Genomic DNA, 24,313 nt, shown 5'->3' with positions numbered 1-24,313 from the left:
ACCTATCATCGAGACGAAGAGGTAGTTGGGGCGGCAGAGGCGGGGGAGTTCTGACCCAAGGACGGCACAGACGCGCCGTACGGGCTCTTTCCGATGACCCTGTGCGACACGAACGACCACCCCACACATCCGGCACAGACCACTGCCGCGATCACCACTCCGGCGAATACTTTTCCGAGCCGTTCGTCCAGCGACCTCCGCTGCCGCTGCGTGCCGAAGAGGAGAGCGTCGCGGAGGCGACGGCGGCGGACCGACACCGATTCGAGGAGCTGACTGTCGTAATCCTGTGCTGTCACGGTTACCCGCAATCCACCCTTCGCTTTCCGGCTGTCGCTGTTCGTTCCTGCTGGGCCGGCTACGTGTTCTGTCCCTTGACTTCTTCGATGAACGCGACAGCTTCCGCTTCGCTGATCTCCACGTGGTCGACCTCGTTGTGCCCCAGTGCGTAGAGCCGGAGATACTCGGTCGGCTCCCAGCGCAGGTTTCTGGTGAATGCCTCGTCATGCGCTACGCCGTTCACCATGCGGCGTCTGACGATGCCTTGAGGATTGCTGCGCGAGTAACCTTCGCCGAACTTGGCGTAGTAGGTGATGTGACCGGAGCGTGGTTCGAGAACATGCACCTTCGCTCCGCGGCTGTTCAGCCACCGCTCGAGGTCCACTCCGCTGATCTCGCGCCGCACCCCCGCGTGGTCGATGACCGCAGGGCCGAAGAGCGTGCCGGAGAGCCCTTGTACGACTGTGTGCTCGTCGAGCATCGCCTTCAAGGACGCCTCACGCACCGACGCGTCGGTGAGGTCGGCACCCTCCAGCCTGACGTCGATCAAGGAAGCGCCATGGAGCTTCGCAGCCCGGAAGCGAGCCGACCGCGCATCGACCGCGTAGAGGCGGGCGCTTCCCAGGTCCGCTTCGTCCAGAGCGGCTCCACGCAGGGAAGCCTCGTCGAGTTCAGCCTTGACCAGCGACGCGTCGGTGAGGTCGGCGTCATCGAGGACGGCACCTTCCAGATGCGCCCGATAGAGTTCGGTGCCGACGAGCCTGGAGCCCCTGAGAACCGTCTGCGACATAAGCGCCATGGCGAGGTCCGCACCTGACAGGTCGGCCCGGGACAGGTCGAGGGCCGAGACGTCCAGAAGCGAGTCCGCTTGCTCGACCCACGTCTGTAGGACGGCAGTGGCTTCCGCATCAGGCGGCATCACGCGGACGGTTCGTCGCACGTCACGGATACGAGTCAACTCGATCGCCCTCCGGGTGCTGATCGCTGGAGCAGCGGAGCCATGAGGGTTCAGTACCGGCCCGAGAGCTCTTCGAGGGCGTCCAAGGACGGAGCCATTTGAGGGGTGTCTTCCACAACAAGGCCGCCCTCCGGCCGTGGTGGGCTTTGCGCTACCCAATCTAGCGCTGCGAGGGCGTTGAGCCCTCGGCCGTGGGCGTCCCGCAGGCGTAGCAACCACTCGGCACCTTCCTCGAATGCCGCCTCCCCGGCGGCGGTTCGAGGCTCGTATCCTGCAGCCTCGTCCCCCACCGAGGCCCAGACGTAGCCCATGGTTTGTCCGTCCCGTCGGATCGTGAAGTAACGCACAGGGTGTTCAGTAATCTCCTGGTACTCGTCCTCGGAGGCAGGAATTCTGGAACGAAGCAGACGTGATCGGGTCGCGATCTCGAACGTCCCCCAGGAATCGTCGTACGCGGGTCCGTCGATCCTGGGGTCCTCGAAGCCCGTCTCTGTAGGAGTCGCGTGGCGGTTCGGATCGCCCGGGGTCGGAGCGCAGCCCAGCAAGCTTGAAATGCCGTGCAGTGCAGTGGCGAGCCGGGGTGCGTTCTCCGCGTAGACCTCGGGCTGCTCCCGGTCGCGAGTGTCCATCGTCAGCCATGCGTCCACGTAGGTTTCCAGCGTCACCACGAGCAGACTGTTCTTCCAGAGATCCACCTGGATGGCGAACAGCTTCTCCGCCCGGTACTTGACTCCTGATTCCAGCCAGTAGCCGGGGCAATTGATTCGAACGCCGACGACGAAATCCCCTTCGAGTGAATCGGCCTCGGCCACCGCACGTGACAGAGTCGCTTCCGCGGACAGCTGCTCCGATTTCAGGCTCAGACCGTCGACCCGGACACGCAGATCCCGGGTGTCATGCACGGAGCGGACGGCAACACTGGCCTTGCTCACGGGAGTAGCCAGCTCATAACCGGTCAGGACACGCCAGACCGCGAGAGCGGTCTCCGCGGCCCGCACGGGACGGAGTTCGTCTGTGCCCCGTGTGGCTTCCCAAGTCCAGTCGCCGATGGGTGCAGAGGTGATCACAGCATGTCCTTGGGGTCGAGCTTGCTTCCGGGCGGGACGACGAGGTTTCCGCCTTCAAGACGTACGACGAACGTGATGCCTTCGCCTTTCGGCCCGCGCCCACCGCGGTGGATGTCCATGAGGGCATCGTAGGATCCGTTGGACATCCAGTCCGCCAGCGTCCCCCGGCCCCCGTCCACGAGCAGTATGTGGTGGTCGGCTTCCGACTTCGCCAGCTGAAGCAAGTACTTGCCTCTCGTAATTTCGCCCACCGGATCCTGCGGGTCGTTGAGGTGTTTCATCTGGTAGGCGTAGACGCCGGACTCGTCAGCGATGCGAATGTCCATATCGGCGCCGGATGAGGACTTCTGCTCGAAGTCGATGGCGTGCGCAGGAACACCGCTCCTGACCAGGTCATCCGCGAACATGAGTTGGTCGGCCCCTGGCTGGAACATTTGGGCTCTATTCGCTCCCAAGGACGACACGACCTGTCCGTATTCGTCGCTCAGATTGAACTGCCCGGAGCTGATGATGTCGGCGATCCGTTGGCCGTCGGGTTCCGTGGCGAGCCTCTCCAGGACCCTCTCAAGGACGTTCGGCTTCGGCCTCTTCTTGCCTGGGATGCCCTTGACCGCGTCGCGGATCTGCTGCTCAGTCTCGCCTCCGCGAACCATGGGCTGGCCCTCCCCATCCGGCGAGGGTCCTTGCGGCGCCCCGGGGGGATTGCCGTCAGCCCCGCCATGGCCGCCGCCAGTTCCAGATCCAGGTCCGTGATTCGGGCTGTTCGTTCCATCGTCACCAGCGTCGCCGTGTCGGCCATCAGCGCCCTCATGCCCGATGGCGGGTCCGTCGCCGGATTCAGCGGAATGGCCATGCCGTCCCGGCGTGGCCTCCTCACCCCCCATGCCCGTGCCGCCGACATCGTGACCGGCTTGAGGCGGAAGGTCACCCCCGGCATGGGCAGCCGCCTCAGGGCCTCGCGACGTCGCGCTGACCCCGGCGAGCTCCCGTTCCCTGACCGGAACCGGCTCCGGTGTGCCCTGCGCCGTTGCGGGGCGCTCCGGCACAGGAGTGTCGGTAACGACCTTGCCGTCCTTGAGGACGACGAACTCACCGTCTTTGAGGATGAGTACGGAGGGCCCGGAGGCGTCGGAGAACTCCAGGACGCTGTGTGGGGTGCGCAATGCGGGAACGTTGTTGACGCCGCGCAGGCTCTCCGTCACCTGGGCGATTCTCGGGACGGCATGACCTGTCACCTTGACCGCGGCGCCGATCGGGTCGATGACCTCGCCGACCTTGGCGACCGTGGCAGCAGTCTTGGCCGCCGCGCCGGCCTTGCCCGCCGAGGCGACCTTGAGCGGTCCGACGCCCAGGGTGAGTCCGTTGAAGACGACGGTGGCCGCGGCGCGGGACGGGTTCTCCTCCCACATGTCCCAGGCGACGAAGCCTTTGGCGAACTCCTTGGCGTGCGCCTTGCTGTCCTGGGCGAAGTCGGACGCGAAGATTCCGGTCGGCTTCTGGCCGCCGGACTCCATGAGGTAGGTCTCCGCCCCGACCACCGCCCGGACCAGGCCCTCCCAGGCCTGGCCCGCGCTGTCCGAGCCGTGGAACCCGGCGAGGGTCGCGAGGCCGTCGAGGGTGCCCCAGACGTTGTCGACGATGATCCCGTCCCAGAAGAAGCTCTTGGCGTAGTAGCCGAGGTCGTCCGGGTCGTACCAGTCGTGGGACTGGGTGACCGGCGTGCCCCAGGGAAGTTCCCTGGCCTGGTCCAGAACCTCGGCGCTGTAGCCGTAGAGTTCCGCGCCGCGCGGTATGAACTGCTCGTCGCCGGTGTTCATCACGTACTGGGTGCCGCCGACCAGTGCCGTGATCTTGTTGTTGCAGGCGATCTCGGCAGCGGCGAACTGCTCCTGCGCGACGTTCACGTCATGCATCAGGGCCTGGTGCTCGGAGACCTTGTCGGCGTCGTCGGTCCAGTTCTCGTCGAACGCCCCGCTGTCGGTCTTCAGCCCCGCCACGAACGTGGTCGCCTGGCTCTGTAACTGCTCCAACCGCTGTGCGATCGGCGCGACTTCGGCCGCGTACGTCCGTAGCGCGTCGGCCACCGTGGCGACCTTGTCCCCGAAGACGTCGGCGGCGTCGCGTACCGGGGCCGTGGAGGCGAAGAGGTCCTCCGCTTCCGGCGCCTGGTAGAAGGCCGACAGTCCCTGGAACTGCCGGTGGGCCTCGCCGCCGGCCTGGCGGATGCCGTCCGCCTCGTCCCGCAGGGCGTCTGTGTGCTGTTCCAGTTGGGCGAGATCGCCGGTGAACAGCGGGATGGACTCCGGCTTGATCACAGTCGCCCGGCCTTCCAGCCGTCCGGCATGTCGGGCCTGACCAGTCCGGCCGCCCGCTGTTGCGCCTCCGCGGCCATCTCCAGGTCGCCGTCGCGGTACGCCACCGTGGCGTCCACCGCGCCGTTGACCGACTTGCCGACCCGCACGCCGATGAACTTCAGCTCGTCCGACGTGCCTTCCATGAACTCCGCGAGCGCGGCGACCACCAGCCCGGTCTGCCCCTTGTGCTCACCGCCCGCCCCGCCCGGGGCGAGCGTCCCGGCCGATGTGGCCGCACCCTGCACATCGCCCGAGTACGCCTGGACGATCTCGTCCAAGACCTTCATGACGTCGCCCACGTTCGAGACCACACTCTGGACCCCGGACGGAGAGATGTCCCACGCCGGCATGCGTCAGCCCCCGTTTCCCTCTCCCTGCTATTGCCGTCAGCCGATGTTGTCGACGGCCGCCCGTGCCTTGGCCAGGGTCGTCTGTGCGGTTCCGTCGTTCTGTTCCATCGTGGTGCGGACCAGTCGGATGATCTCGCGTACCTCGCTGGCGGCTGTGTGCCAGCGGTTCTCCTTGCCGTGGTACTCGTCGGCGACGCCGTCCGCGGTGAAGTCGGCCATCGCGGCCTTCACCGCGCGGTCGCGGTCGGTCAGTACGCGCTCCAACTGCCCGATGACGGTGTGCAGGCTGACTTGCACCTCGCCGGAAGCATCGGTGTCGTACGAACGGCGGTCCTGGTTCTGCCCCATGGTCGGTTCCCCCTTGAAACGGTGACGGTGAAAGTGGTCGCTTCCGTGGCTACCGTGCGCCGAAGCGAGCCGCGTCGAAGTTGGCGGCGCCCATGTTCTGGTGGGCGTTGCCCTCCAACTCCACATCACCGGTCCCGAACGCGGTGTCCATGCCCGACTGGCCGCCGAGGATCGCACTCAGCGAACCGTTGAGAGCGGACGTGATCTCGTCGGCGTTCAGCTTGAAGGTGTCGAACGCGGCCTTGCCCGCCCCGTTGAACTTCCCCTCCAACGGTTCCGCCGCCTGGATCAGCCACGTGATCAACGTGCCCAGATCCTCACTCGAGCCGACCGTGCTCTTCCCGAGCTCCGACAGGGTCGTCGAACCCATGTCGAACTTCATCAACCCACCCCCGTAAGTGTGTTGTGCAGTGGCGCTGCACGATCACCACAGAGTAGTCACTCGTCACGTGTGACTCACAATCTGTCGAACATCTTTCCGCACCTCACGTTGAGGGTGCAACGCAAAAGGGGTCTAAGTGGCTTGATCTGGTGGCCTGTCGAAAGCCCCGGTTGACCGTTACCTGTTGTCGGCCTGCGCGGGACGGGGAGGGCAGGTGGACCGACTGTCCCGATTCCGTTCTTCCGTAGGTCACGGGCGGCTGCTACATACCATCATCCGCCCACATCGACTCTGGGGGAGACAGGGTGTCGGTTCAGGTACAGACCCGTCGCAAGCGGCTCCTGCTCGGGAGTGCCACGGCGGTCGCGGCCGTCTGCGGGATGACCGGAACCCTGATCTTCAGTGCGCTGAAGACGAGTGAGCGCTCGGTGCGTTTGCCGGCGATGCCGTTGTCGTGACCGGTCTGACCGTGCTCCTGTATCGCCACTCGGCGGACGACCTGGCTGGCGCAGCGTTACCAACTCCCGCTGGAGCACTTACTGGTGGGCCGGGAGACTCCCAGTAGCAGCCTCATCGAGCGGCTCCGGGACGTACCTACCCCGAGGAGCGGCACACTTCCCGCGGATACCTCCACCGGGCAGTGTGCCGTGACCGTCGTCCACGGCGCGGCTGGCACCGGGCAGACTGCTCTCGCCCTGCACGCGGCGCACCGCGACAAGGAGCGCTACCCCGATGGTCAGCTGTACGTCGACCTGAGAGGTGGCACGGCCACGCCGCGCGACAGTGGAGAGGCCCTGGAGGAATTCCTCCGGAGCCCGGGGACGGTGCAGTAAGACATCCCCCGCCGCGTCGACGACCGTGCCACCCGTTTCCGCAGCCTCACGAATGCCATGCGCCTGTTGGTTGTGCTCGATAACGCGCACAACACGGACCGATCCAGCCGCTTCTGCCCGTGGGGGCCAGCTGCTCGGTGCTCGTGACCAGCAGAAGGAACCTGTCGGCGGGAAACGTCACCAGGCGGCACCCGCTGAAGGTGGAACTTTCGGCTGAGGAGAAGGCGTTGGAGATCTTCAGTGCCTGCAGCGGGAGACTGGTCGCTTCTTCGGGTGGGCGCGGCTCGGAGCCGACATCCGGGACGCGCTGTCCGGCGACATCGACGCGTTGATCGCCACCGGGACATGATCGAGTCGGAGGGCGGACTGATGCCGGCGGAGGGTTCCTGGTCCACAGCGGTGGGCTCTCCTCGTATCGCACGGAACACCCGCTGAGCCGGCTGCGGAGACACGGGCGACCGCTGCCGCCACCCCCGACCACCGCTACGACTGTCCGTGCCGCCAGATACCCTCGAACACATCGTCAACGCGGCCCGACGGGCTTCCGCTCCACTCCGGTGGAGTCTCGAAGGACATGCCCCCACCCGCACGAGTCTCTTCGTGCTGCCTGGGGGAAGTCCTTGCTGTTCCGCGCGTCCGCGAAAACGGTCGCCGTCATGGCACTAGACGGTTCGCTGTTCCTGCACCTCACCGACAAGTTCGTCCGCACGCACGGCTATCGGCCCGGGGCCTCGGAGGTGCGTTCCTGGGAGCGCAGCATCCCCGTCCTGGCATCTGCACTCAACGACGCGGGCCTGGGCGACGTGGAGGTCATGCTGGAGTACTCGCTCCCGCTGAACAGCAAGCGCGCCGACGTCGTCCTCGCCGGAGTGCACCCGGCCACGGGGGAGCCGTCCTACGTCGTGGTGGAGCTGAAGCAGTGGAGCCAGGCCCTGCCTCACGAGGACGACCTCACCCTGTGCCACGTCGACGCCTATGCCCACCCGGTCCTCAACCCCATCGAGCAGGTGCGCCGCTACTGCGAGTACCTCGTCAACTTCAACGGTGCGGTGGCCGAACACGGGCACAGGGTGGCCGGAGCGGCCTACTTGCACAACGCCACCGAGTTCGGTGTGAACGGGCTGCGCGAGATCGAGCGTGACGGCCACGGACTGCTCTTCACCGAGGAACGCCGCGGCGCCTTCCTCGACCACCTTCGTACGAGGCTGAGTTCCCAGCACCCGGGGGCCCAGGCCGCGGACGCACTCCGTGCAGGCGCCACGGTGCCGTCGAAGCAGCTCATGTCCGTGGCCGCTGAGGAGGTGCGCGACCGGACACAGTTCGTCCTGCTCGACGAGCAGCAGGTCGCCTACCGGATGGTGCTCAACGCGGTGGAGAAGGCGAAGCACGCCGATCGCAAGGAGGTCGTCGTCGTCACGGGCGGTCCCGGCACCGGCAAGAGCGTGATTGCTCTTCAACTGCTGGGCGAGCTGTACCGGCGCGGGGTTCCGGCACTGCACGCCACCGGCTCGCAGTCGTTCACGAAGACGATGAGAAAGGTCGCCGGAGCCCGCAAGCGGGAAGTCCAGGACCTGTTCAAGTACTTCAACAGCTTCATGACGGCCGAGAAGAACAGCCTGGGTGCCCTGATCTGCGACGAGGCACACCGCATCCGGGAGACCTCGGCCAACCGCTTCACGCGCGCCGAGAACCGTACCGGCAGAGCACAGATCGACGAACTCATCGACGTCGCCTACGTGCCCGTCTTCTTCCTCGACGAGCACCAGGTCGTCCGCCCCGGCGAGATGGGCACCGTGGCCGAGATCGAGGCGGCAGCGGCGAAGCGGGACATCCCCTGCAGCGTCGTACCCCTGGACAGTCAGTTCCGCTGCGGTGGCAGTGACGCCTACCTGCGCTGGGTGGTCCGCCTCCTCGGCCTGGAGAAGGGCGGGCCGGTCGGATGGGAGCCCGACGGCCGCATGCAGTTGCTGGTCGCCGACAGCCCGCAGGAGATGGAAGCCTTCCTCGAGACCCGTCGGACCCAGGGCTACGGCGCCCGTATGTCCGCGGGGTACTGCTGGCGCTGGTCCCCGGAGCCCAAGCCCGGCGACCCGCTCCCGCCCGACATCACCATCGGTGACTGGGCCCGCCCCTGGAACCTTCGCGGTGACCGCTCCGTCTCCGGCGCGCCCCCGGCCGCCCTGTGGGCCACCGACCCGGCGGGCTTCGGACAGGTCGGCTGCGTCTACACCGCCCAGGGCTTCGAGTACGACTGGTCCGGCGTGATCATCGGCGCGGACCTGGTCTGGCGGGGTGACCGCTGGATCACCGACCGCATGGCCTCCAAGGACCCGGTCTTCAAGAAGTCCACATCGGACACCGACGTGGACCGCCTGATCCGTAATACGTACAAGGTTCTGCTGACCCGGGGCATGGTCGGCACGATCGTGTACTCGACGGACCCGGAGACGCGGGAGAAGCTGCGGGAGCTCGGGGGACAGCCGACGCGGAACCTGGTCGCGACGTGACATCGGCACCCGCGGCCGGACACTGAGATCATTCGAACCGGTCGCGGCCCGACGGGCTTCCTACGCTTCACGCACGGCATCGCCTTGTGTGGAGGCCGCGACGGCTGAATCTCGTGTACGTCGATGGATCGCCGGCCCCGTTTGACACCCCGCCCACCAGCTCAGTGAATACCACTCGCTGTTCGCCGGCCTTACAGGTTTGCTGAACGGGCATCAGCGCAGGTCGGTCCGGGCACCGTGTCCTCGTAACCGCTATTGAAAACCGGCAAGTTGCGACGATTGAGTGCCTTCGCCTCCCTCCGTCATCATCGAAGCATGCAAAAACTCGAGGCGCACGAGATGCCCCTGCACAAGGTGTTCAGCAGCGACTACGACTTCCAGATCCCCGATTATCAGCGCCCGTACGCCTGGCAGGAGGAGCAGGCGTCCCAGCTGCTGATCGACCTGCAGGAGGCTCTGGACCGCAGCGCGGACGAGCCGTACTTCCTCGGGTCCGTCGTGCTCGTCAAGGACGGCGGGGCCCCGAAGGCGGAGGTCATCGACGGCCAGCAGCGGCTCACCACCCTCACCATCCTCCTGTCGGTCCTGCGTGACCTCACAGAGGACGCGGAACTGCGGGGTGACCTCGACCGGCTGGTGGTGGAGCCGGGCGCCAAGATCCGTGGCCTCGCGCCGAGGCCACGAATTACGCTGCGAAGCCGCGACAAGGACTTCTTCGAGAAGTACGTGCAGACGAAAGGCGCCGTGGACACGCTACTGGCGCTCCAGGAGGACGCTCTGCACACCGACGCGCAGAAGGCCATCCTGCGCAACGCGACGGTCCTGCACCGCAGCCTCACCGCGCTCACCGAGGAGCGCCGGCTGGAACTGGCGCAGATGCTTGCCGAGCGGACGTTCCTGGTCGTCGTCAGCACACCCGACCTCGAGAGCGCTCACCGGATCTTCAGTGTCATGAACTCCCGCGGTCTGGACCTGTCGCCCACCGACATCTTCAAGTCGCAGATCATCGGTGACCTCGACCGGGAAGCGTCCGAGGCGTGCGCCACCACCTGGGAGGACGCGGAGGAGATGCTGGGGCGCGACGACTTCGCGGAGCTCTTCCTCCATCTGCGGTTGATCTTCGCCAAGAAGCGGGCGGAACAGGAGCTGCTCAAGGAGTTTCCGGAGCAGGTACTCAGCCACTACCTCCCCGACCGGGCCGAGGCGTTCGTCCATGACGTCGTTCGGCCCTATGCCGAGGCCTACGCGCAGATCAAGGAAGCCCGCTATGAGTCGGCTTCGGGCGCGGAGGCGGTCAACGGCTGGTTCAGGAGGCTCCACCAGATCGACAACTATGACTGGCGACCGGCCGCCCTCTGGGCGCTGCGTCACCATGAGAGCGACCCGGCATGGCTCGACGCGTTCATGCGGGCGCTGGAACGCCTGTCGGCCAGCATGTTCATCCGGCGCGTCTACACGACACCTCGCGTCACACGCTATGCCGAACTGCTCCGGCAGCTCGACGAAGGCCAGGGCCTCGGCTCTCCGGCCCTCGAACTGAGGGACGACGAGAAGGCGGACACTCTCAACCTGCTCGACGGCGATCTCTATCTCGTCCGCAGGGTCCGCAAGTACGTGCTGCTTCGCCTCGACGAGTTGCTGGCCCGCGGGCAGGGAGTGACGTACGACCACCCGCTCATCACTGTGGAACACGTACTGCCACAGAGCCCGGGGGGCGACTCGCAGTGGGTCGAGCTGTTCGACGAGGAGCAGCGAGTGCAGTGGACGCACCGCCTGGGAAACCTGGTTCTGCTGAACCGCTACAAGAACTCGACGGCCCAGAACTACGACTTCGCCGCAAAGAAGATCAAGTACTTCACCGGCCGCGGGGGAGTGGTCCCCTTCGCTCTGACCAGTCAGGTGCTCCAGCACGCCGAGTGGACCCCCGAACTGCTCAAGGCCCGGCAGGAGGAGCTGCTGGGGTTGCTTGCTGAGGAGTGGCGCCTGTGAGTGCGGGGCCGGGAAGTCAGTGTCGGTCACCACGATAGCCAAGCAACTCCATGGTGTTCCAAAGAGTTCCATTATTGTCGCCGCTTGGGCTATGGTCGTCGTCCACAGCGCGCGGATCACTGGCTGCGAGTCACCCCGTCGTGCCCGTGTGTTCCGTGTCGCTCAGTCGCCGCCGGCCTGCCCGGCCTCGCGCTTCCCAGCCGTCGCCTCCTCGGGAGTCCCCGCATGTCCGTATCAGCCGATCCCGCACCGGACACGTCTCCCACGAGGCCGCCCGCTCTCGATCCGCCCGCCGGCACCCTCGCCCACCTCATCGCCGGGTGGCTCGCCGACTCGGACCTCGACGAGGAGACCCGGGCTGTCCTGCTCACCGCCTTCCAGAACGAGGCCCCGGCGCGTGGCCGCATGCCGGGGGCCTACCTGCAGTCCGTCACGGTCAGCGGCTTCCGCGGCATCGGCCGAACCGCACGCCTCCCCCTCACCCCCGGCCCAGGGCTCACCCTGGTCACCGGCCGCAACGGCTCCGGCAAGTCAAGCTTCGCGGAAGCCGTCGAGATCACGCTGACCGGCGACAACGCCCGCTGGCGCGGCCGCAGCGACATCTGGCGCAAGAGCTGGCGCAACCTCCACCACGGCCAGGATCCGCAGGTGGCCGTGGAGTTGCGCATCGACGGTGATCCGGAGCCCGCCACTGTGGTGCGCACCTGGCATGGGGGCGACGTCGCCGACTCCACCGCCGAACTCGACCGGCCCGGCCACGCCCCCGTCCCCCTTCAGGACCTCGGCTGGCAAGATGACCTGGCGACCTACCGCCCCTTCCTGTCGTACTCCGAGCTCGGCCAGGTGATCGGCGGCAAGCCCAGCGAAATGTACGACGCCGTCGCCTCCATCCTGGGGTTGGAGCAACTCGCCGCCGCCGACAAGCAGTTGCGCGAGCTGGCCCGCGAGTACGAGGCACCCGCCAAGGAAGCCAAAGCCGAACTGCCCGCCCTGCTCACTCTCCTGGACGGCACCGACGACCCCCGCGCCCGGGCCGCTCACACCGCACTGAGCGGGCGCCGCCCGGACCTCGCGCGGGCGGCCGAGCTGGCCGCCGGGACCGGCGCGGCGGACGAGTCCCTCCTGTTCGACCTGCGCCGCCGCGCCACCCTGACCGGCCCGGACACCGAGGCGGTCGCCACGGCCGTGACCCGGCTGCGCGAAGCCATCGCCTCCGCCGAGGACATGCGGGGCACCTTCGCCGAGGACGCGCTGCGCCGCGCCGAACTCCTCGCCCGCGCGCTCGCCCACCACCGCGCCCACCCCGCCCTCGGCACCTGCCCGGTGTGCGGCGGCACGGCCCGCCTCGACGAGGAATGGGCCCGGGAAGCCGCCGAGCAGGAACGCCTGCTGCGCGCTGAGGCCGAGCAGGTCCTCACCACCCGCAGGGACCTCGACGCGGCCGCGCAGGCCGTCCGCGACCTGGCCGTCCCGCCCCCCGACTGGCTGCCGTCCGAGATTGCCGCCGCCTGGGACGACTGGCTGCGCTGCCGCACCGTCTCCGACCCGGCCGTGCTGGCAACCGTATCCGCCGACGCCGCACGGACCGCCGCCGATGCCGCACGGATCACCCGTCAGGAGGCCGCGGCACGCCTCGCCGACCAGGACGACACCTGGCGCGATACCGCGCGGGCGCTCGCCGCCTGGCTCGACAAGGCCCACGCAGCCGAGCAGGCGGCCCCGTACCTGGCCCGCGTCAAGGCCGCCCAGAAATGGCTGAAGGCTACTCACGACGACATCCGCGCCGACCGGATGCGGCCCATCGCCGAGGACGCCCAGCGCATCTGGTCCAACCTGCGCCAGCAGAGCAATGTCGCCCTCGGCCCAGTCCGCCTGAGCGGCTCCGCAACCCAGCGCAAGGTCGCCCTCGACGTGACCGTCGACGGCATCGACGCCCCCGCGCTCGGCGTGATGAGCCAGGGGGAACTCCACGCCCTCGCCTTGTCCCTCTTCCTCCCGCGTACCTTCCTGCCGGAGAACCCCTTCCGGTTCCTCGTCATCGACGACCCGGTGCAGTCCATGGACCCCGCCAAGGTGGACGGCCTCGCCCGTGTCCTCGCCCTCCTCGCCGAACACCGCCAGGTCGTCGTCTTCACCCACGACACCCGCCTGCCCCAGGCCCTGAAGTACCTGCGGCTGCCCGCCACCGTCCTCACCGTCGACCGTCGCGAGCGCTCCGCCGTACGCGCCCGCTCCGGCGACGACCCCGTCAAGCAGGCCCTGCACGACGCGAGGGCGCTCGCCAGGACCCGAGACCTGCCCGGCGACGTGGTCACCCGGGTCCTGCCCGGCCTGTGCCGCACCGCCCTGGAGGCCGCCTTCCCCGGACCGGCCCGGCGCCGGCTCCTCGGCACGGGCCTGCCCCACGCCGAGATCGAGCAGCGCATCGCCAAGGCCCACAGACTCACCGAACTGGCCTCCCTCGCCCTCTTTGGGGAGACCGACCGGGTGGGCGAGGCCATGACCGACCTCACCCGGGCCTACGGCCAGCAGGCCACCGACCACATCCGGTGGTGCAACAAGGGCTCCCATGAAGCCGTACCCGTCGACGACGCGGAGGAGATCATCCGCCGCACCGCGGACCTCGCGAAGGCGGTGCGAGCCCTGTGACCACGATCCCCCCGGCCCCGCCCATCCCACCCGCGCGCCCGCCCCAGCTCCCCGCGCCCTTCCCGCCTCCGCCGCCGCCCACCTCGACCCCCGAGGAACTGCTCGCGGGCGCGGACCGGCTGCTCGGCACGGCCACCGCCTCCACCACCGGCGTCTGGCCACGCGCCGTGGCACTGCTGCTGCGCCACGCCCTCGAGGAGGCCCTGCGCCGCTACTGGCAGGCCCGCAAACCGCAGCTTGCTCACTGTCCGCCGCACGCCCAGGCCCTGTGCCTGGAGTCCTATGCCGACCCCGACACGGCCCGCCGCTGGTCGGCGACCTGGGCCGGCCTCAGCCGCGCCTGTCACTACCACGGGTACGAGCTGGCGCCCACGCAGGGGGAGCTGTGTGGGTGGCGGGACGACGTCGACCGGGTGATCGGGGCGTTGGCGCCCCGGACTCAGTGATGGATCGCCGCCGGACCGCAGACCCGCCGCGCGGGGCGGGCGGCGGGAGGCGGACGCTGGTCGGCGGAGGCGGTACGGGACGAGGCGCCGGGGAGAGGAGCGTGCCCGCTTACCCACCTCGACCGACCACACTCGCGCTGCCGTCATACGCGTATTACGATGCCTTCATGGCGAAGACGCGCATCAGCATCAGCTTGGAGCAGGACCAGGCCGAGCGCATCAGGCAGCACGCGGAACGGGCGGGCATGGACGTCTCGGCTTACCTGGTTCACGCCGCAACGCGCCAGATGGCCGAGAGCGACGCCATAGAGGAACAGTTCGCCGAGGTGGACGCACTCATCGCCCGGGCGGAGCAAGCGGCGGACGGGCTCCCCGCCGAACCCGACCCCGAACCTGCTGCGGAACTGACGGAGCAGGAACGCCGCGAGGTGGAGGAAGCCCTGGGTCTCGTCCACGGCCGGGACCGGCAAGACCGCCGTCCGGGACACGCCGCGTGAGCTCGCGAGTGCCGGTCTACGACACCGGCATGCTCATCGCACTCGCCGACCGCAAGGCGAAGGCGGTCGCTCTCCACGAGGGACTGCGCACGGTCCCGCACCGGGCGCTGGTGCTCGGCCCGGTCCTCGCCCAGGTGTGGCGCCCCCAGCCGGCGCTGGTGCACGCCCTGTCCGGCGTCCTGAAGGACTGCACGGTCCCCCAGGCCCGTACGTCCGAGCCGCCCATGCGTGAGACGAAGGCGGGCCGTCCCGAGTGTCTGGCCTGTGCGACGGGCCCGGACCTCGCGGACTGGCGGCGCATCGGCACCGCACTGGGGCGGGCGGCCCTGCCTGCGAAGAAGCGGCCGGACGCGGTGGACGCCTGGGTGACACTGGCAGCGGCCCGGCACGGCAGCGCGGTGATCTTCACGACCGACCCGGGGGACATTCACGCCTACCTGACGGTCCTCGCGCCGACAGACGTGCACGTGGTCGCCGTCTGAGGCCGAGAGGGGGGGGCGACGCCCTTCAGTACGTCGAGGGTCAGCCAGGCGAGTTCTCGGACGTTGGCGGTGTGCTGTACGTCAGTCCTGGCCACGACATCGGAGGTGGGCCAAATGCACGACGACCGGCCCTCACCGCCAGAGTGGCCATGGCAGCGTTGGCGCCACCGCCAATCACAGCGCCGATACCGAAGGGTGCCACTCGACCGAGAACGATGATTCCCTGCTTGGTCCCGTACTTCGTGACGAAGTTCTTCCCCAAGATCTTGTTGATCTGACGCAACGTCTCGACGGGCACCTTGGCGACAACCTGACGCCCCCAGTGCTGCCCCGTACGCTCGGCGACCTTGGTAATGGTGGCGGAGCCGCTCCCACCGAGCATGATTCCCATCACGATCGTTCGGCGGCGCTCGATCTCATCGATGGGGACTCCGTGGACTTCGGCGAGCGAAAGCGCGAAGAGGGCGCTCAGCTCAAGAGATGACAGAGCCTCGCCTGCCGACAGAGCCAGTGCGACTCCGGTACCGACGCCGGGTGCGGCCGCGGTTCCTCCAACCGCAGCACCCGTCCCGGTCAAGGCGCTGACGTACATCCGCTCCAGATTGCGGATCGCCTGTGCTGGTGTCGCCTCCGGGTTCCGCTGGCGGGCCCGGACGATGTTCTTGCGAACCAGTTGGCTCTGGCTGTCGATTGCCTTGTCCAGGAGGTCGAGGACGCGCTGCCCACGTACGTCTGCTTCCGGAACCGGTCCGTCGTGGGCACCTGTTGCCATGCCTTGGTCTCCTTAGGTTCGATAGGTCCCAAGTCTCCCACTCAGGCTGCCGGTTCTGGGGGTGTTTCCCCCGACAGCTCCTACCTGTCCGGGCTTGGAGCCGTTGCGGTCCGCCCCATCCTGTCCGGATCGGGGGTCTCGCAGGCGCACTCGGCCCAGACGGTCTTGCCACTGGGCGGGTACGGCTCCACGCCCCAGCGGTCGGCGAGGGCAGCGACCAGGAGGAGGCCGCGGCCGGACTCGGCGTCCAGAGACGTTCCGCAGTCCGCAGGCAGCGACGGGAGGCGCTCGCCCCGGGCGTCGGTGACGGCGATGCGGAGCAGGCCGGCCGTGGAGTCGAGAGTGAGGGAGAGCCGGAAGTCGCGGTTGCCAACACGGCCGTGAAGGGCGGCGTTGGAGGCGAGTTCAGCCACGATCTGCTCCGTGCGTTCGGTAACGCCGGGTGACACCTGCCATGCGCGGAGCTGCTCGGCGGCGAGGAGACGGGCGAGCCGGGCTCCGCGGCGCGTGGACGACAGGAGTTGGGTGAACGTGTGTACGGTGACGGGAAGTTGGGGTGTGGTTGCGCTCATGAGGCCACGGTGACGGGTGCGGGTGGGCGCGTTCCAGAGGTGCGGTCCGTACGCTGCGTCAGCGTACGAGCACATTCCGTGGACGGTACGACGGTTCATGCGTCACGCTGGGTGTCGCCGGGTGGGGACAGCGAACAGCGCGGATACGGAACCGGAGGTGCCGCGGATGACCGACGGCGGCGTGGGGTACGACGAGGACATGCCGGGCGGCGAGGCAGACCGGGAGCCCGATCCCTCGGACAGCCTGCGGACGTTCGGGGCCGTCATGCAGGCGCTGCGCGAACACGTGGGGTACAGCCGGACCGAGTTCGCGGATTTGGTGCGCTTCTCCAAGCACACGGTGGAGTCCGTGGAGTTGGGGCGTCGGATGCCCGACCTCGCGTTGGTGGAGCGGGCCGAGGATGCGCTGGGAAACACGGGGGCGCTGCGGAAGTCGTCGAAGTACGTGACGCGGGGGCGTGGGGACGTCGGGCTCGCGGCCTGGTTCCGGCAGTGGGCTCAGCTGGAACGGGTGGCGGTGAGTCTGTGTACGTACGAGTGCCGGCTGGTGCCTGGGTTGTTGCAGTCGGAGGGGTATGCGCGCGCGGTGTTCGACAATGCCATTCCGCCTCTGACGGACGGGCAGTTGGAGGACCAGGTCACGGCACGTCTTGAGCGCCAGAAGCTGCTCAGGGAGCGGCCGAATGCCGTGTTCAGCTTCATCGTCGAGGAGTTTGTCTTCAGGCGTCAGCTGGGCGGGCCTGAGGTCATGAGAGAGCTGATCGACCACGTACTGGAGCTGACTGCTCCCCGTAACGTGACACTTCAGATCATGCAGCTCAGCACTGAGTTCCACGCTTGCCTGGACGGTCCTGTACAGCTCTTGGAGACGCCGCGACAGCGGCGCCTCGCGTACTCGGAGGGACAGCAGAACGGCCGCCTGATCTCCGACCCCAAAGAGGTGAGCCTCCTCTGCCAGCGCTATGACACACTGCGCTCGCAGGCCCTGAACCCCAAGGACTCGCGCGGCCTGCTGGAGCGACTCCGAGGAGAGCTATGAACACGACGGAACTGGCGTGGTTCAAGTCCAGCTACAGCGGCACCCAGGGTGACAGCTGCGTGGAGGTCGCCCTCACCGAACAGGCCGTGTGCGTACGCGACTCCAAGGACGTGTCGCGTCCTCACTTCGCCGTCGGCCGTGTGGAGTGGTTGCGATTCGTGCGGTTCGCGACAGAGGTGTGAGGGGCAGGGGCGCCGACGGCCGGTGACCGGTGTGGTGGTAACGCCCTCCGCCCCGCATCGCTCAGTGCTGGTGGGGGAGACCTCTGTGCCTACCCCACCAGCAGTATGTAGCGTCAGCCTTACCCAGGTCCATCGGTGACATCGCGAGCGATAGGCCGCACACACAATGCCACTCTCCCGGGCTAACCCTCACGGACCCTCAGAACGAGTGCACGCGGATCGTCGGGCCCACTCAGTCCTCTTCGAAACCCGTGTCCTCGAACCTCAGCTGGGCGGCGTTCTCTCGGACGGTACGTACCTGCTGTTCGGTGAATCCGTCGGGAGTGCTTGCGGTGATCTCGATACGGACTTCGAGCGTGACGCCGTCGGCGGCTTCCAGGTGAGCCAGCACCTCTTGTTGGATATTGGCGAAGTCGGCAGCGGGACGGTTGGGGTTGAGAGTCTTGACACCCCAGAACCTGCGCGTGACCTTCTTCGCCGGCGGAGTCGAAGGCTGAGAGCCGGGGCCCGGCGTAGGCGTGACAGCACCGGGACTGGGAGACGGGCTGATGCCTTCACCGCTATCGCTGCCGTCCGCAGGGGGGACCGGTTCGATCTGCGGCGTGGCCACAACCCGGGCGCGCTGAGCGACGGCTCGGGCTGGCTGGACGAGGAGTGTGTCGTCGGTGACGAAGCTGGGATCGGGCTTGTCGCCGTGGATCCAGAGGTTTTGGTACTCGTCGGTGGCCTCGTCGTAGCCGTCGGCGAGGGCGAAGGCGTCCTGCTGCCAGAGGAGGACGTCGGCAGCACCAAGTACAGCCTGCTCGAGTACCTGCCGGTTGGGCAGGCGCTTGAGGTAGGGGTACTGGGTGTACCAGGACCATAGGTCGCCGAACCTCACATGCCCCTTGCCCCAGGCGTTGGCCAGGGCACCTTCGAGGGCCATACGCACCAGCGTGGCCCCGAGCACCGGGGTAATCCAGCCCTTGGCCTTGAGCGCCGCGGTGACGCGCTCGGCGAGGTAACCACCGTCCTTGGCGATACGAGTGAAGAAGATGGTGGGCTTCTGGCCGGGCAGCTCGGTCGGGATCAGCGCTGCGGTGAATGCCGCCCGCACACGGTCGTCGACGGCTGCGTCCAACTGACGTGCTCGGGTGACGGACTGCTTGCGCTGCTGGGCGCTCAGCTCGAGCTCCTCGGCCTCGTCCGCGATGGACTTCCAGGCCCGGTACTCTCGCACCACTCCATCGAGTTCGGGGTAGGTATCGCGATCAGCGGCGACCATGACCAGCATGTTGCGGCGCTGCCGCTGCCCGGCACCGGCCTCCCGCAGGAGACGCGCGGCGAAATCCGTGGCGGCGGAGGCGTCCTTGCCCCAGGTGAACTTCGGGTGCAGGACCACGAGCTTGAGCACCTCGGAATCGGGGATGTCCCCGGTGTCTAGAGGCGCAGCATGCACGGCACCGAACGAAGCCTTGGATGTCTTCGCCGTGGCCTTGAGGCGTTCGACGATCGTGGCGTGCACGTCGGCCTCGCTGTAGCCGGCCGCACGGTCGGCGGCCACACGGGAGACAGAAGCAGCCAGGTCGTACCAGGAGCGGTCGCCGTCCTCGTAGAAGTAGGTGGCGCGCTGGCCCAGCAGGGCGCGGGCGTCACCGATGTGGTTGATGACGTCACCGGGAACCGCGGTGCCCAAGCGGAGCTGCTGAATGTCGACGCCCTTGTGCGCCGAGCGAAGCGTCGGGACGGTCGCCATGAACACCGATCGCGCGACACGCCTGGTGAGGGCGCGTTGACCGAACGAGGGACGCTCACGGTCGATCTGAACAGGAGTGGCCCCCTCGCCGTCGACGTCCTTGTCCACCACAGGCTTCCAGTTGTCGTCGAGATACTTGGTGATCTCGCTGAATACCTGGGTGTCGTGGACGGGCACGGCGCCGGGGGTGATGAGCGGTGTTGTGTCATGAGCGGCCCACAGTGAGTTGATGACCACGCTCATCAGACGCAGCACGCCGCGGGTGCGCTGGAACTTCGGCAGCGTCGACCAGTCCTCGTAGAGCCGGTCGAACAGCTCAGGGTGGATCGGGTAGGCCGCTCGAATGCGCTGCTCGTACGCGCCGGTGGCCGACTCGCGGGGGAAGAACCCAGTGTTCTCCTGGTAGTACTTCACGTACTGCTTGGCCACCGCCGCGATGTCCGCCAGAGCCACGGCGTCGGGTTCTTCGAACAGGCGCCGCCGCACGATCTCGAAGGATTCGATGTTGTTTGCCGGTCGCCAGTCGTCGGCGTTTCGGCCGATGGTGTGCTGCAGGGTTTCCAGCGCGACGTGCCCGTTGGGGCCGCCGACCTCCAGCGCCGAGCCGCCGCCTCCGTTGTCCAGGGAGTCGGCTGCGGGAATGGAGACCACGAGCATGACCCCCGGGATGGACTTGGCCATCTCGGTCAGGTGCTGGGCGAAGGTGTGCTGCGTTGCGAATGTTCCGCCGGGCAGGTCGTCGCGGCCCACGAGCTGGCGGGCGTAGGCCACCCACTCGTCGATCAGAATCAGCACGCTTTTGCCGCTCGCGACGACGTCCCGTACGACGGCGTCCAGCGCGTCGCCGGGATCGGTGCCGGTCGCATCAGCCATCGCGACGCGATCGAACGCCTCGCGATCTCCGAGCTGCCAGGCCAACTCCCCCCAAAGCGTGCGCACCTGCGTGCCGTCGTCCTTAGGGATCGGCTGGCTCGGGGAGAGCTTTGTGCCCACCAAGGTGACCCGCTTCACGTTCAGAGATTTCAGCGGATCGTCTTCGGCCGTCGGCAGGGAGGCATGTACGACATCCTGGACGGCCTGAGGCAGCGCGTTTGTGGTCAAGCCGCCGGAGAACAGGTGATACAAGGCCAGCATCGAGTGCGTCTTGCCGCCACCGAACTGGGTCTGAAGGTTTATCACCGGGCTTGCCCCGGCATCTCCGGAGAGGCGCTTGAGCGCACGAGTCAGCAGGTCGGACAGACCGCTGGTGAGATAGGTACGGGAAAAGAACTCAGCCGGGTTCAGGTACTCCGGCGCCGCAGTGTGGCCATGGGCCACCGCGTACAGGTCTGCGGCGAACTCTGCGGCGGAGAACTGCCCGCGGATCACATCGCCGTGTGGCTGGATGACCTCACGCCATGGCTTGATCGCCGTACCAGCCTGCATACCGGCCACCTTGACCGCCTGCGCTTCACGCGTCAGCCGGTTGCGAGTCTGCTTCTCGAAGACTTCCCGCTGGTGCTCCATGCGCATTTTCGCGATCGCATCGGTCTCGTCCGCAGTACCGATCACCGTCAACAGACGCTCGATCGTGTCCAGTGCGCGGTAGGTGTCGTCTGAGGAGAATTTCTGCCCGTGGTGCGCTGCGTTCGCAGTCTCCCGCAGCTCGGAGGCCAACGCGGACTGCGGGCGCGAGAGGTCCTTCTCGAAGACCTTCCATCGCTCGGTGACCATGCGCAGCAGGAACCGCACGTCGTCCCGTGAGTACATCTTTGCCGCGCCGAACTTCGCCTCGTCCTCTGTGGCGACCAGCTCAATCCAGTCCTTGCCGGGCGGAGTCTGGGCGGACATACGCATGTCGACCCACGGGCGCATCCCCTCGAGGAGGTGGTCGAGTCCGCGCAACACCTTCTCGTTGTTCGTCAGCGCCATCAGATTTCCTCCCCAAAGAGCGTTTCAGCCACAGCGGCTGGCCGGATCGTGGTCGATGTCGCACAAACATCGGCCCACGCTCCTCCAAGCCCATTGAACAGGCTGGCAGTCGTGGAGTCCTGAGACTCCATCAGCTCATAGATGCGGGTGGCCAGGCGGTTGACTTCGTCCAAATCCACCTTTCCCTTTACCCCGGCCATGAGCCTGGCGGCCTCTTCGCGTCCGTCGGTCGCGTACGCACGTGCCAGGTGGCTGGTGACCTCCCACAGCGACAGCCGGTCGTTACGGGCCGGGTCCCAATGGGGATCAAGGTTCTGCGGCTTGATGAGCGTGACCTTGCCGCCACCGGAAGTGATGATTCCCCCACGAGCGATTCCGTCGACCGACAATCCCAGGGGCACGGCCAGAGACTCAGCATTGCCGTAGGGACGGGTATTCCAGCTGTAGGAGCGATACCAATCCAGGCAGAATCGGGTGCTGGAGTCCAGATCGGCATCTTGCTCGTTTTGTATGGCATCGAACGTCTGGTTGATCAAAGCCAGCGCGGTCTTTACGCTCATCGTCGAGCCGTCGTCCTCCAAAACACGGGAGTAACGGGAAAATACGGCCATGCCCGGGCCCAGGATCGTCTGACGTAGATCAGCCGGAGCGATCGCACCCTCACGAATGCGTGGCAGCGCCTCCTCCAGCTCCGCATGCAATGCCATCAGAAAACCCGTGCGATCTGTCGCCATGGCGGTAGTTGCACGCGGTCGCAGGGCCAATACGATAGAGGACGCGAGGGCATTGGTTCCGGATGCAACCATTCGATTGGAAAGTTCAGAACGCACGGGCCAGGTTGCGGTGACGCTCCACCCTTGGCGAATCATTCCTTCCAGGAAGGTTGACCATCCCGTGGAAGCGACGCCATCCTTTTCGAGTTCCGCTTGTTTGAAAGCGTAGAACACGGCGATGGGGTAATCCAAGGACGCCGACTGGCGTGCGTGAGCAAAAACGTTTTCGAATCCTTCTTCGAAGAACCTCTCGGCTCGCTCCTTGTTGCCGTGCCGATAAGGATTGGCGACCAGTTCTTCTGCTTTAGGGACGAGCATGGTCTCGAAAAGGTCCGGGTGGATTCCGCGAAGGGATCGGCGTAGCCATACGTAAAAGTAGTCGGATACATCTGAGTAAACGATGTTGTCGTAGTATGGCGGATCGGTTGAGATGAGAAGTCCTTCATATCCGCGCGCCGCGGCATCTGCCTGTTTGGCTGCTCCGTTCTTTAGGGCCGGGACCTTTTCGAGGGATCGGCACACCCAAGTGAGATCTTCGAAGAAGTCGCCTGAGGATTCCCCGAACGGGTTGGCTTCTGCAAAATCCCACGCCATAGGAATTGCTTGTCGGGCGAACAATCCGCGGACTGCTTCCATCTTAGGGCTACTGTCCCAAGAATTGATCGAAGACATCTTGTTGGTGGTGCGGCTGATTGCAAATGAGATGTAGGTGGCAATGGCGTCTGCGTACGCATGGGCGCCGTCACCTCCATCAGTCAGACGCTCACCCCGAGGAACTCCGGCGGCAAGGGCGTCAGTGAATGCAATCTCGCGAGCCTCATTGACCAGGTCGCTAAGCGTGGTCAGTGCAACGAGTTGTCGGTTAGTGAAGTAGTCGGCGAAGGAGAAAAATCCCCAGCGGCGTCCCTGTGCGTTACCACCGAATGTACCTCGGGCCTGAGCGTGCAGTGCAGGGTCGCTCTGTCTGATGTCGAAGGCAGGCTCATCAGAGTTCTTCGCAGCGGTTCTGTGGGCTTCCGACGGGGGGAGATAGATGCGCCGCCTGCGCCCCACCACAACGACTGCAATCAGCTCAGGCGCAGGTTTCTTTTCGCTTAGCATGTCATGCTGAAGGTGCACTTCGGCTGCGCTCACGAATGTCTGGCAAGCAATGCACGTGGCGCCTGAGTGCCCAGACATCGTCCCGTCGTTAGTCTTCGTTGGTGCTTTCTTCGGGTCGTGCCCGATGCTGAACTCAACGCGCCGTCCGCCGGGCGCCGCCGTGTCGTCTACCACCGTCGGGACGACGTACGCTTCTTTGCCTTTCTTCTTGCCAAGCCACCAGGTACGTACCAGTGGCATGCGGATGCCGCAGGCGGGGTTCGGGCAAATCACCGTCCGAGCCCAGATCCACGCGATGACAGTGGCGTCTGTGGTCTTCCCGGTGGGCTCCCCGTCAGCCCCCAGCACAGGCACCTGTGCCTCGGGGTACAAGTGTCCAATGCGCTTTTGGGCGCGGTCACGCATCCAGGCCCCATAGCGGCGCACGTCCTCCGCTAGACCAGTGGCGCGCGGCCAAGGTCCCAATCGACTCTCCGCAGCACCCGGGAAGACGGGCGGTTGCCCCGCGAACTTCGGCGGGATCTCGATCAGGGCCTTGTTGATCAGTACAGGTACCGGATTTAGATCGCTGGCGTGAGCCTCCAGGCCCAGGCGCTGCGCTTCCAAGGGGATGGTGCCGCCGCCCGCGAACGGGTCAACGATTGCTGGGGGCTTCCCTCCCGTGCTCTTGAGGACCTCCTCACGGGCTTCTCGGTACAGACCCTCGTCGTTGATGTTCTCCCAGACCACCAGACGCCGGATGATCCCGTGCAGGCGCTCGCGTTCCGCCTTCTGTTCCTCCTCGGTGGCGAACAGCTCGGGATGCGAAGACGGGTCATCGACGAGTTGGGCGAACAGAACCGCCCGCGCGGCCGCCAGCGGTCGGCGGGCCCACCACAGGTGCAGTGTGGACGGGTGCCCGTAGCGGATCGACTTCTCGCGGGCGGACTCTGCGTTGATGTCCTCCAGCGGGAGGGAGACCTCGATGAGCTTGCGTCGAGGGACAGAACCTGACGGCGGTACGGGCTGCACTGCGGTGTTCACCTACTCAATCTAAAATCCGAGGCGCTCGAACCGTGCCTCGGGTGGCGTTCGAGCGGATGAAAGCTTG

At 66.8% G+C, this 24,313-nt stretch carries 20 protein-coding genes; 9 read left to right on the top strand and 11 right to left on the bottom strand.

The window, feature by feature from the left end; translation table 11 throughout:
• Window positions 1-5 precede the first annotated feature (5 nt).
• The 7 genes from ACFT32_RS41580 to ACFT32_RS41550 all read right to left on the bottom strand — a co-directional run bounded on the left by ACFT32_RS41580 (window position 6) and on the right by ACFT32_RS41550 (window position 5,735).
• Entirely contained in the window at window positions 6-296 is a 291-nt protein-coding gene (locus ACFT32_RS41580) for a hypothetical protein (RefSeq protein ID WP_382499557.1), read from the bottom strand.
• A 59-nt stretch (window positions 297-355) separates the two neighbouring features.
• Window positions 356-1,216, bottom strand: coding sequence for a pentapeptide repeat-containing protein (locus ACFT32_RS41575; protein WP_382499555.1), 861 nt, complete (start codon window positions 1,214-1,216; stop codon window positions 356-358).
• Window positions 1,217-1,284: 68 nt separating this feature from the next.
• The gene (locus tag ACFT32_RS41570) at window positions 1,285-2,166 is read right to left on the bottom strand and encodes a hypothetical protein (RefSeq protein ID WP_382499554.1); all 882 of its coding nucleotides are present in this window, start codon (window positions 2,164-2,166) and stop codon (window positions 1,285-1,287) included.
• 131 nt (window positions 2,167-2,297) lie between these two features.
• The gene (locus ACFT32_RS41565; RefSeq protein WP_382499552.1) at window positions 2,298-4,385 is read right to left on the bottom strand and encodes a hypothetical protein; all 2,088 of its coding nucleotides are present in this window, start codon (window positions 4,383-4,385) and stop codon (window positions 2,298-2,300) included.
• A 227-nt stretch (window positions 4,386-4,612) separates the two neighbouring features.
• Window positions 4,613-5,005, bottom strand: coding sequence for a DUF6507 family protein (locus ACFT32_RS41560; RefSeq protein ID WP_382499550.1), 393 nt, complete (start codon window positions 5,003-5,005; stop codon window positions 4,613-4,615).
• 36 nt (window positions 5,006-5,041) lie between these two features.
• Window positions 5,042-5,353 (bottom strand): pore-forming ESAT-6 family protein, encoded by a 312-nt coding sequence (locus ACFT32_RS41555; protein WP_382499548.1) that lies wholly within the window; start codon window positions 5,351-5,353, stop codon window positions 5,042-5,044.
• Between the two features lie 49 nt (window positions 5,354-5,402).
• A complete protein-coding gene (locus ACFT32_RS41550) occupies window positions 5,403-5,735 on the bottom strand; it encodes a hypothetical protein (RefSeq protein ID WP_382499547.1) in 333 nt (110 codons plus the stop codon).
• A gap of 647 nt (window positions 5,736-6,382) precedes the next feature.
• Between ACFT32_RS41550 and ACFT32_RS41545 the strand changes: the two genes are divergently transcribed.
• From ACFT32_RS41545 to ACFT32_RS41515, 7 genes are all read left to right on the top strand, one after another.
• The gene (locus ACFT32_RS41545) at window positions 6,383-6,568 is read left to right on the top strand and encodes a hypothetical protein (protein ID WP_382499545.1); all 186 of its coding nucleotides are present in this window, start codon (window positions 6,383-6,385) and stop codon (window positions 6,566-6,568) included.
• A 620-nt stretch (window positions 6,569-7,188) separates the two neighbouring features.
• On the top strand, window positions 7,189-9,075 hold the full coding sequence (locus tag ACFT32_RS41540; protein ID WP_382499543.1) for a DNA/RNA helicase domain-containing protein: 1,887 nt from the start codon (window positions 7,189-7,191) through the stop codon (window positions 9,073-9,075).
• A gap of 315 nt (window positions 9,076-9,390) precedes the next feature.
• A complete protein-coding gene (locus tag ACFT32_RS41535) occupies window positions 9,391-11,064 on the top strand; it encodes a DUF262 domain-containing protein (RefSeq protein ID WP_382499541.1) in 1,674 nt (557 codons plus the stop codon).
• A 225-nt stretch (window positions 11,065-11,289) separates the two neighbouring features.
• Entirely contained in the window at window positions 11,290-13,713 is a 2,424-nt protein-coding gene (locus tag ACFT32_RS41530; RefSeq protein ID WP_382499539.1) for an AAA family ATPase, read from the top strand.
• Entirely contained in the window at window positions 13,710-14,159 is a 450-nt protein-coding gene (locus tag ACFT32_RS41525; RefSeq protein WP_382499537.1) for a hypothetical protein, read from the top strand. The genes ACFT32_RS41530 and ACFT32_RS41525 overlap by 4 nt, the downstream gene beginning before the upstream one ends.
• A gap of 167 nt (window positions 14,160-14,326) precedes the next feature.
• Window positions 14,327-14,656 (top strand): plasmid mobilization protein, encoded by a 330-nt coding sequence (locus ACFT32_RS41520; protein ID WP_382499536.1) that lies wholly within the window; start codon window positions 14,327-14,329, stop codon window positions 14,654-14,656.
• A complete protein-coding gene (locus ACFT32_RS41515) occupies window positions 14,653-15,138 on the top strand; it encodes a hypothetical protein (RefSeq protein WP_382499534.1) in 486 nt (161 codons plus the stop codon). The genes ACFT32_RS41520 and ACFT32_RS41515 overlap by 4 nt, the downstream gene beginning before the upstream one ends.
• 40 nt (window positions 15,139-15,178) lie before the next feature.
• Here ACFT32_RS41515 and ACFT32_RS41510 read toward each other — a convergent pair whose 3' ends face one another.
• Window positions 15,179-15,910 carry a hypothetical protein gene (locus ACFT32_RS41510; protein ID WP_382499532.1) on the bottom strand — a complete coding sequence of 244 codons (732 nt, stop codon included), beginning with the start codon at window positions 15,908-15,910 and terminating at the stop codon, window positions 15,179-15,181.
• 80 nt (window positions 15,911-15,990) lie between these two features.
• Window positions 15,991-16,482, bottom strand: coding sequence for an ATP-binding protein (locus ACFT32_RS41505; RefSeq protein ID WP_382499530.1), 492 nt, complete (start codon window positions 16,480-16,482; stop codon window positions 15,991-15,993).
• 166 nt (window positions 16,483-16,648) lie between these two features.
• Between ACFT32_RS41505 and ACFT32_RS41500 the strand changes: the two genes are divergently transcribed.
• The gene (locus tag ACFT32_RS41500; protein ID WP_382499528.1) at window positions 16,649-17,521 is read left to right on the top strand and encodes a Scr1 family TA system antitoxin-like transcriptional regulator; all 873 of its coding nucleotides are present in this window, start codon (window positions 16,649-16,651) and stop codon (window positions 17,519-17,521) included.
• Complete coding sequence (locus ACFT32_RS41495; protein WP_382499527.1) at window positions 17,518-17,703, top strand: DUF397 domain-containing protein; 186 nt, start codon at window positions 17,518-17,520, stop codon at window positions 17,701-17,703. Before ACFT32_RS41500 ends, ACFT32_RS41495 begins: the two co-directional genes overlap by 4 nt.
• A gap of 232 nt (window positions 17,704-17,935) precedes the next feature.
• Here ACFT32_RS41495 and ACFT32_RS41490 read toward each other — a convergent pair whose 3' ends face one another.
• Together ACFT32_RS41490 and ACFT32_RS41485 are read right to left on the bottom strand one after the other, a co-directional pair.
• Window positions 17,936-21,349: a Swt1 family HEPN domain-containing protein gene (locus ACFT32_RS41490; protein WP_382499525.1), complete on the bottom strand. Its 3,414-nt coding sequence runs from the start codon at window positions 21,347-21,349 to the stop codon at window positions 17,936-17,938.
• Complete coding sequence (locus tag ACFT32_RS41485; protein WP_382499523.1) at window positions 21,349-24,246, bottom strand: DUF1156 domain-containing protein; 2,898 nt, start codon at window positions 24,244-24,246, stop codon at window positions 21,349-21,351. Before ACFT32_RS41485 ends, ACFT32_RS41490 begins: the two co-directional genes overlap by 1 nt.
• Between the last annotated feature and the right edge of the window lie 67 nt (window positions 24,247-24,313).

This window comes from Streptomyces sp. NPDC057002 (genome assembly GCF_042673825.1).
Taxonomy (GTDB): domain Bacteria; phylum Actinomycetota; class Actinomycetes; order Streptomycetales; family Streptomycetaceae; genus Streptomyces.
This window is presented reverse-complemented; position numbering and strand designations above follow the sequence as displayed.

What these genes read in the sequence shown, in the direction of transcription:
- ACFT32_RS41560 (WP_382499550.1), bottom strand. Translation starts at nt 5,005, where the DNA reads ATGCCGGCGTGGGACATCTCTCCGTCCGGGGTCCAGAGTGTGGTCTCG.
- ACFT32_RS41555 (WP_382499548.1), bottom strand. Translation starts at nt 5,353, where the DNA reads ATGGGGCAGAACCAGGACCGCCGTTCGTACGACACCGATGCTTCCGGC.
- ACFT32_RS41550 (WP_382499547.1), bottom strand. Translation starts at nt 5,735, where the DNA reads ATGAAGTTCGACATGGGTTCGACGACCCTGTCGGAGCTCGGGAAGAGC.
- ACFT32_RS41535 (WP_382499541.1), top strand. Translation starts at nt 9,391, where the DNA reads ATGCAAAAACTCGAGGCGCACGAGATGCCCCTGCACAAGGTGTTCAGC.
- ACFT32_RS41530 (WP_382499539.1), top strand. Translation starts at nt 11,290, where the DNA reads ATGTCCGTATCAGCCGATCCCGCACCGGACACGTCTCCCACGAGGCCG.
- ACFT32_RS41520 (WP_382499536.1), top strand. Translation starts at nt 14,327, where the DNA reads ATGGCGAAGACGCGCATCAGCATCAGCTTGGAGCAGGACCAGGCCGAG.
- ACFT32_RS41510 (WP_382499532.1), bottom strand. Translation starts at nt 15,910, where the DNA reads ATGGCAACAGGTGCCCACGACGGACCGGTTCCGGAAGCAGACGTACGT.
- ACFT32_RS41505 (WP_382499530.1), bottom strand. Translation starts at nt 16,482, where the DNA reads ATGAGCGCAACCACACCCCAACTTCCCGTCACCGTACACACGTTCACC.
- ACFT32_RS41500 (WP_382499528.1), top strand. Translation starts at nt 16,649, where the DNA reads ATGACCGACGGCGGCGTGGGGTACGACGAGGACATGCCGGGCGGCGAG.
- ACFT32_RS41495 (WP_382499527.1), top strand. Translation starts at nt 17,518, where the DNA reads ATGAACACGACGGAACTGGCGTGGTTCAAGTCCAGCTACAGCGGCACC.
- ACFT32_RS41490 (WP_382499525.1), bottom strand. Translation starts at nt 21,349, where the DNA reads ATGGCGCTGACGAACAACGAGAAGGTGTTGCGCGGACTCGACCACCTC.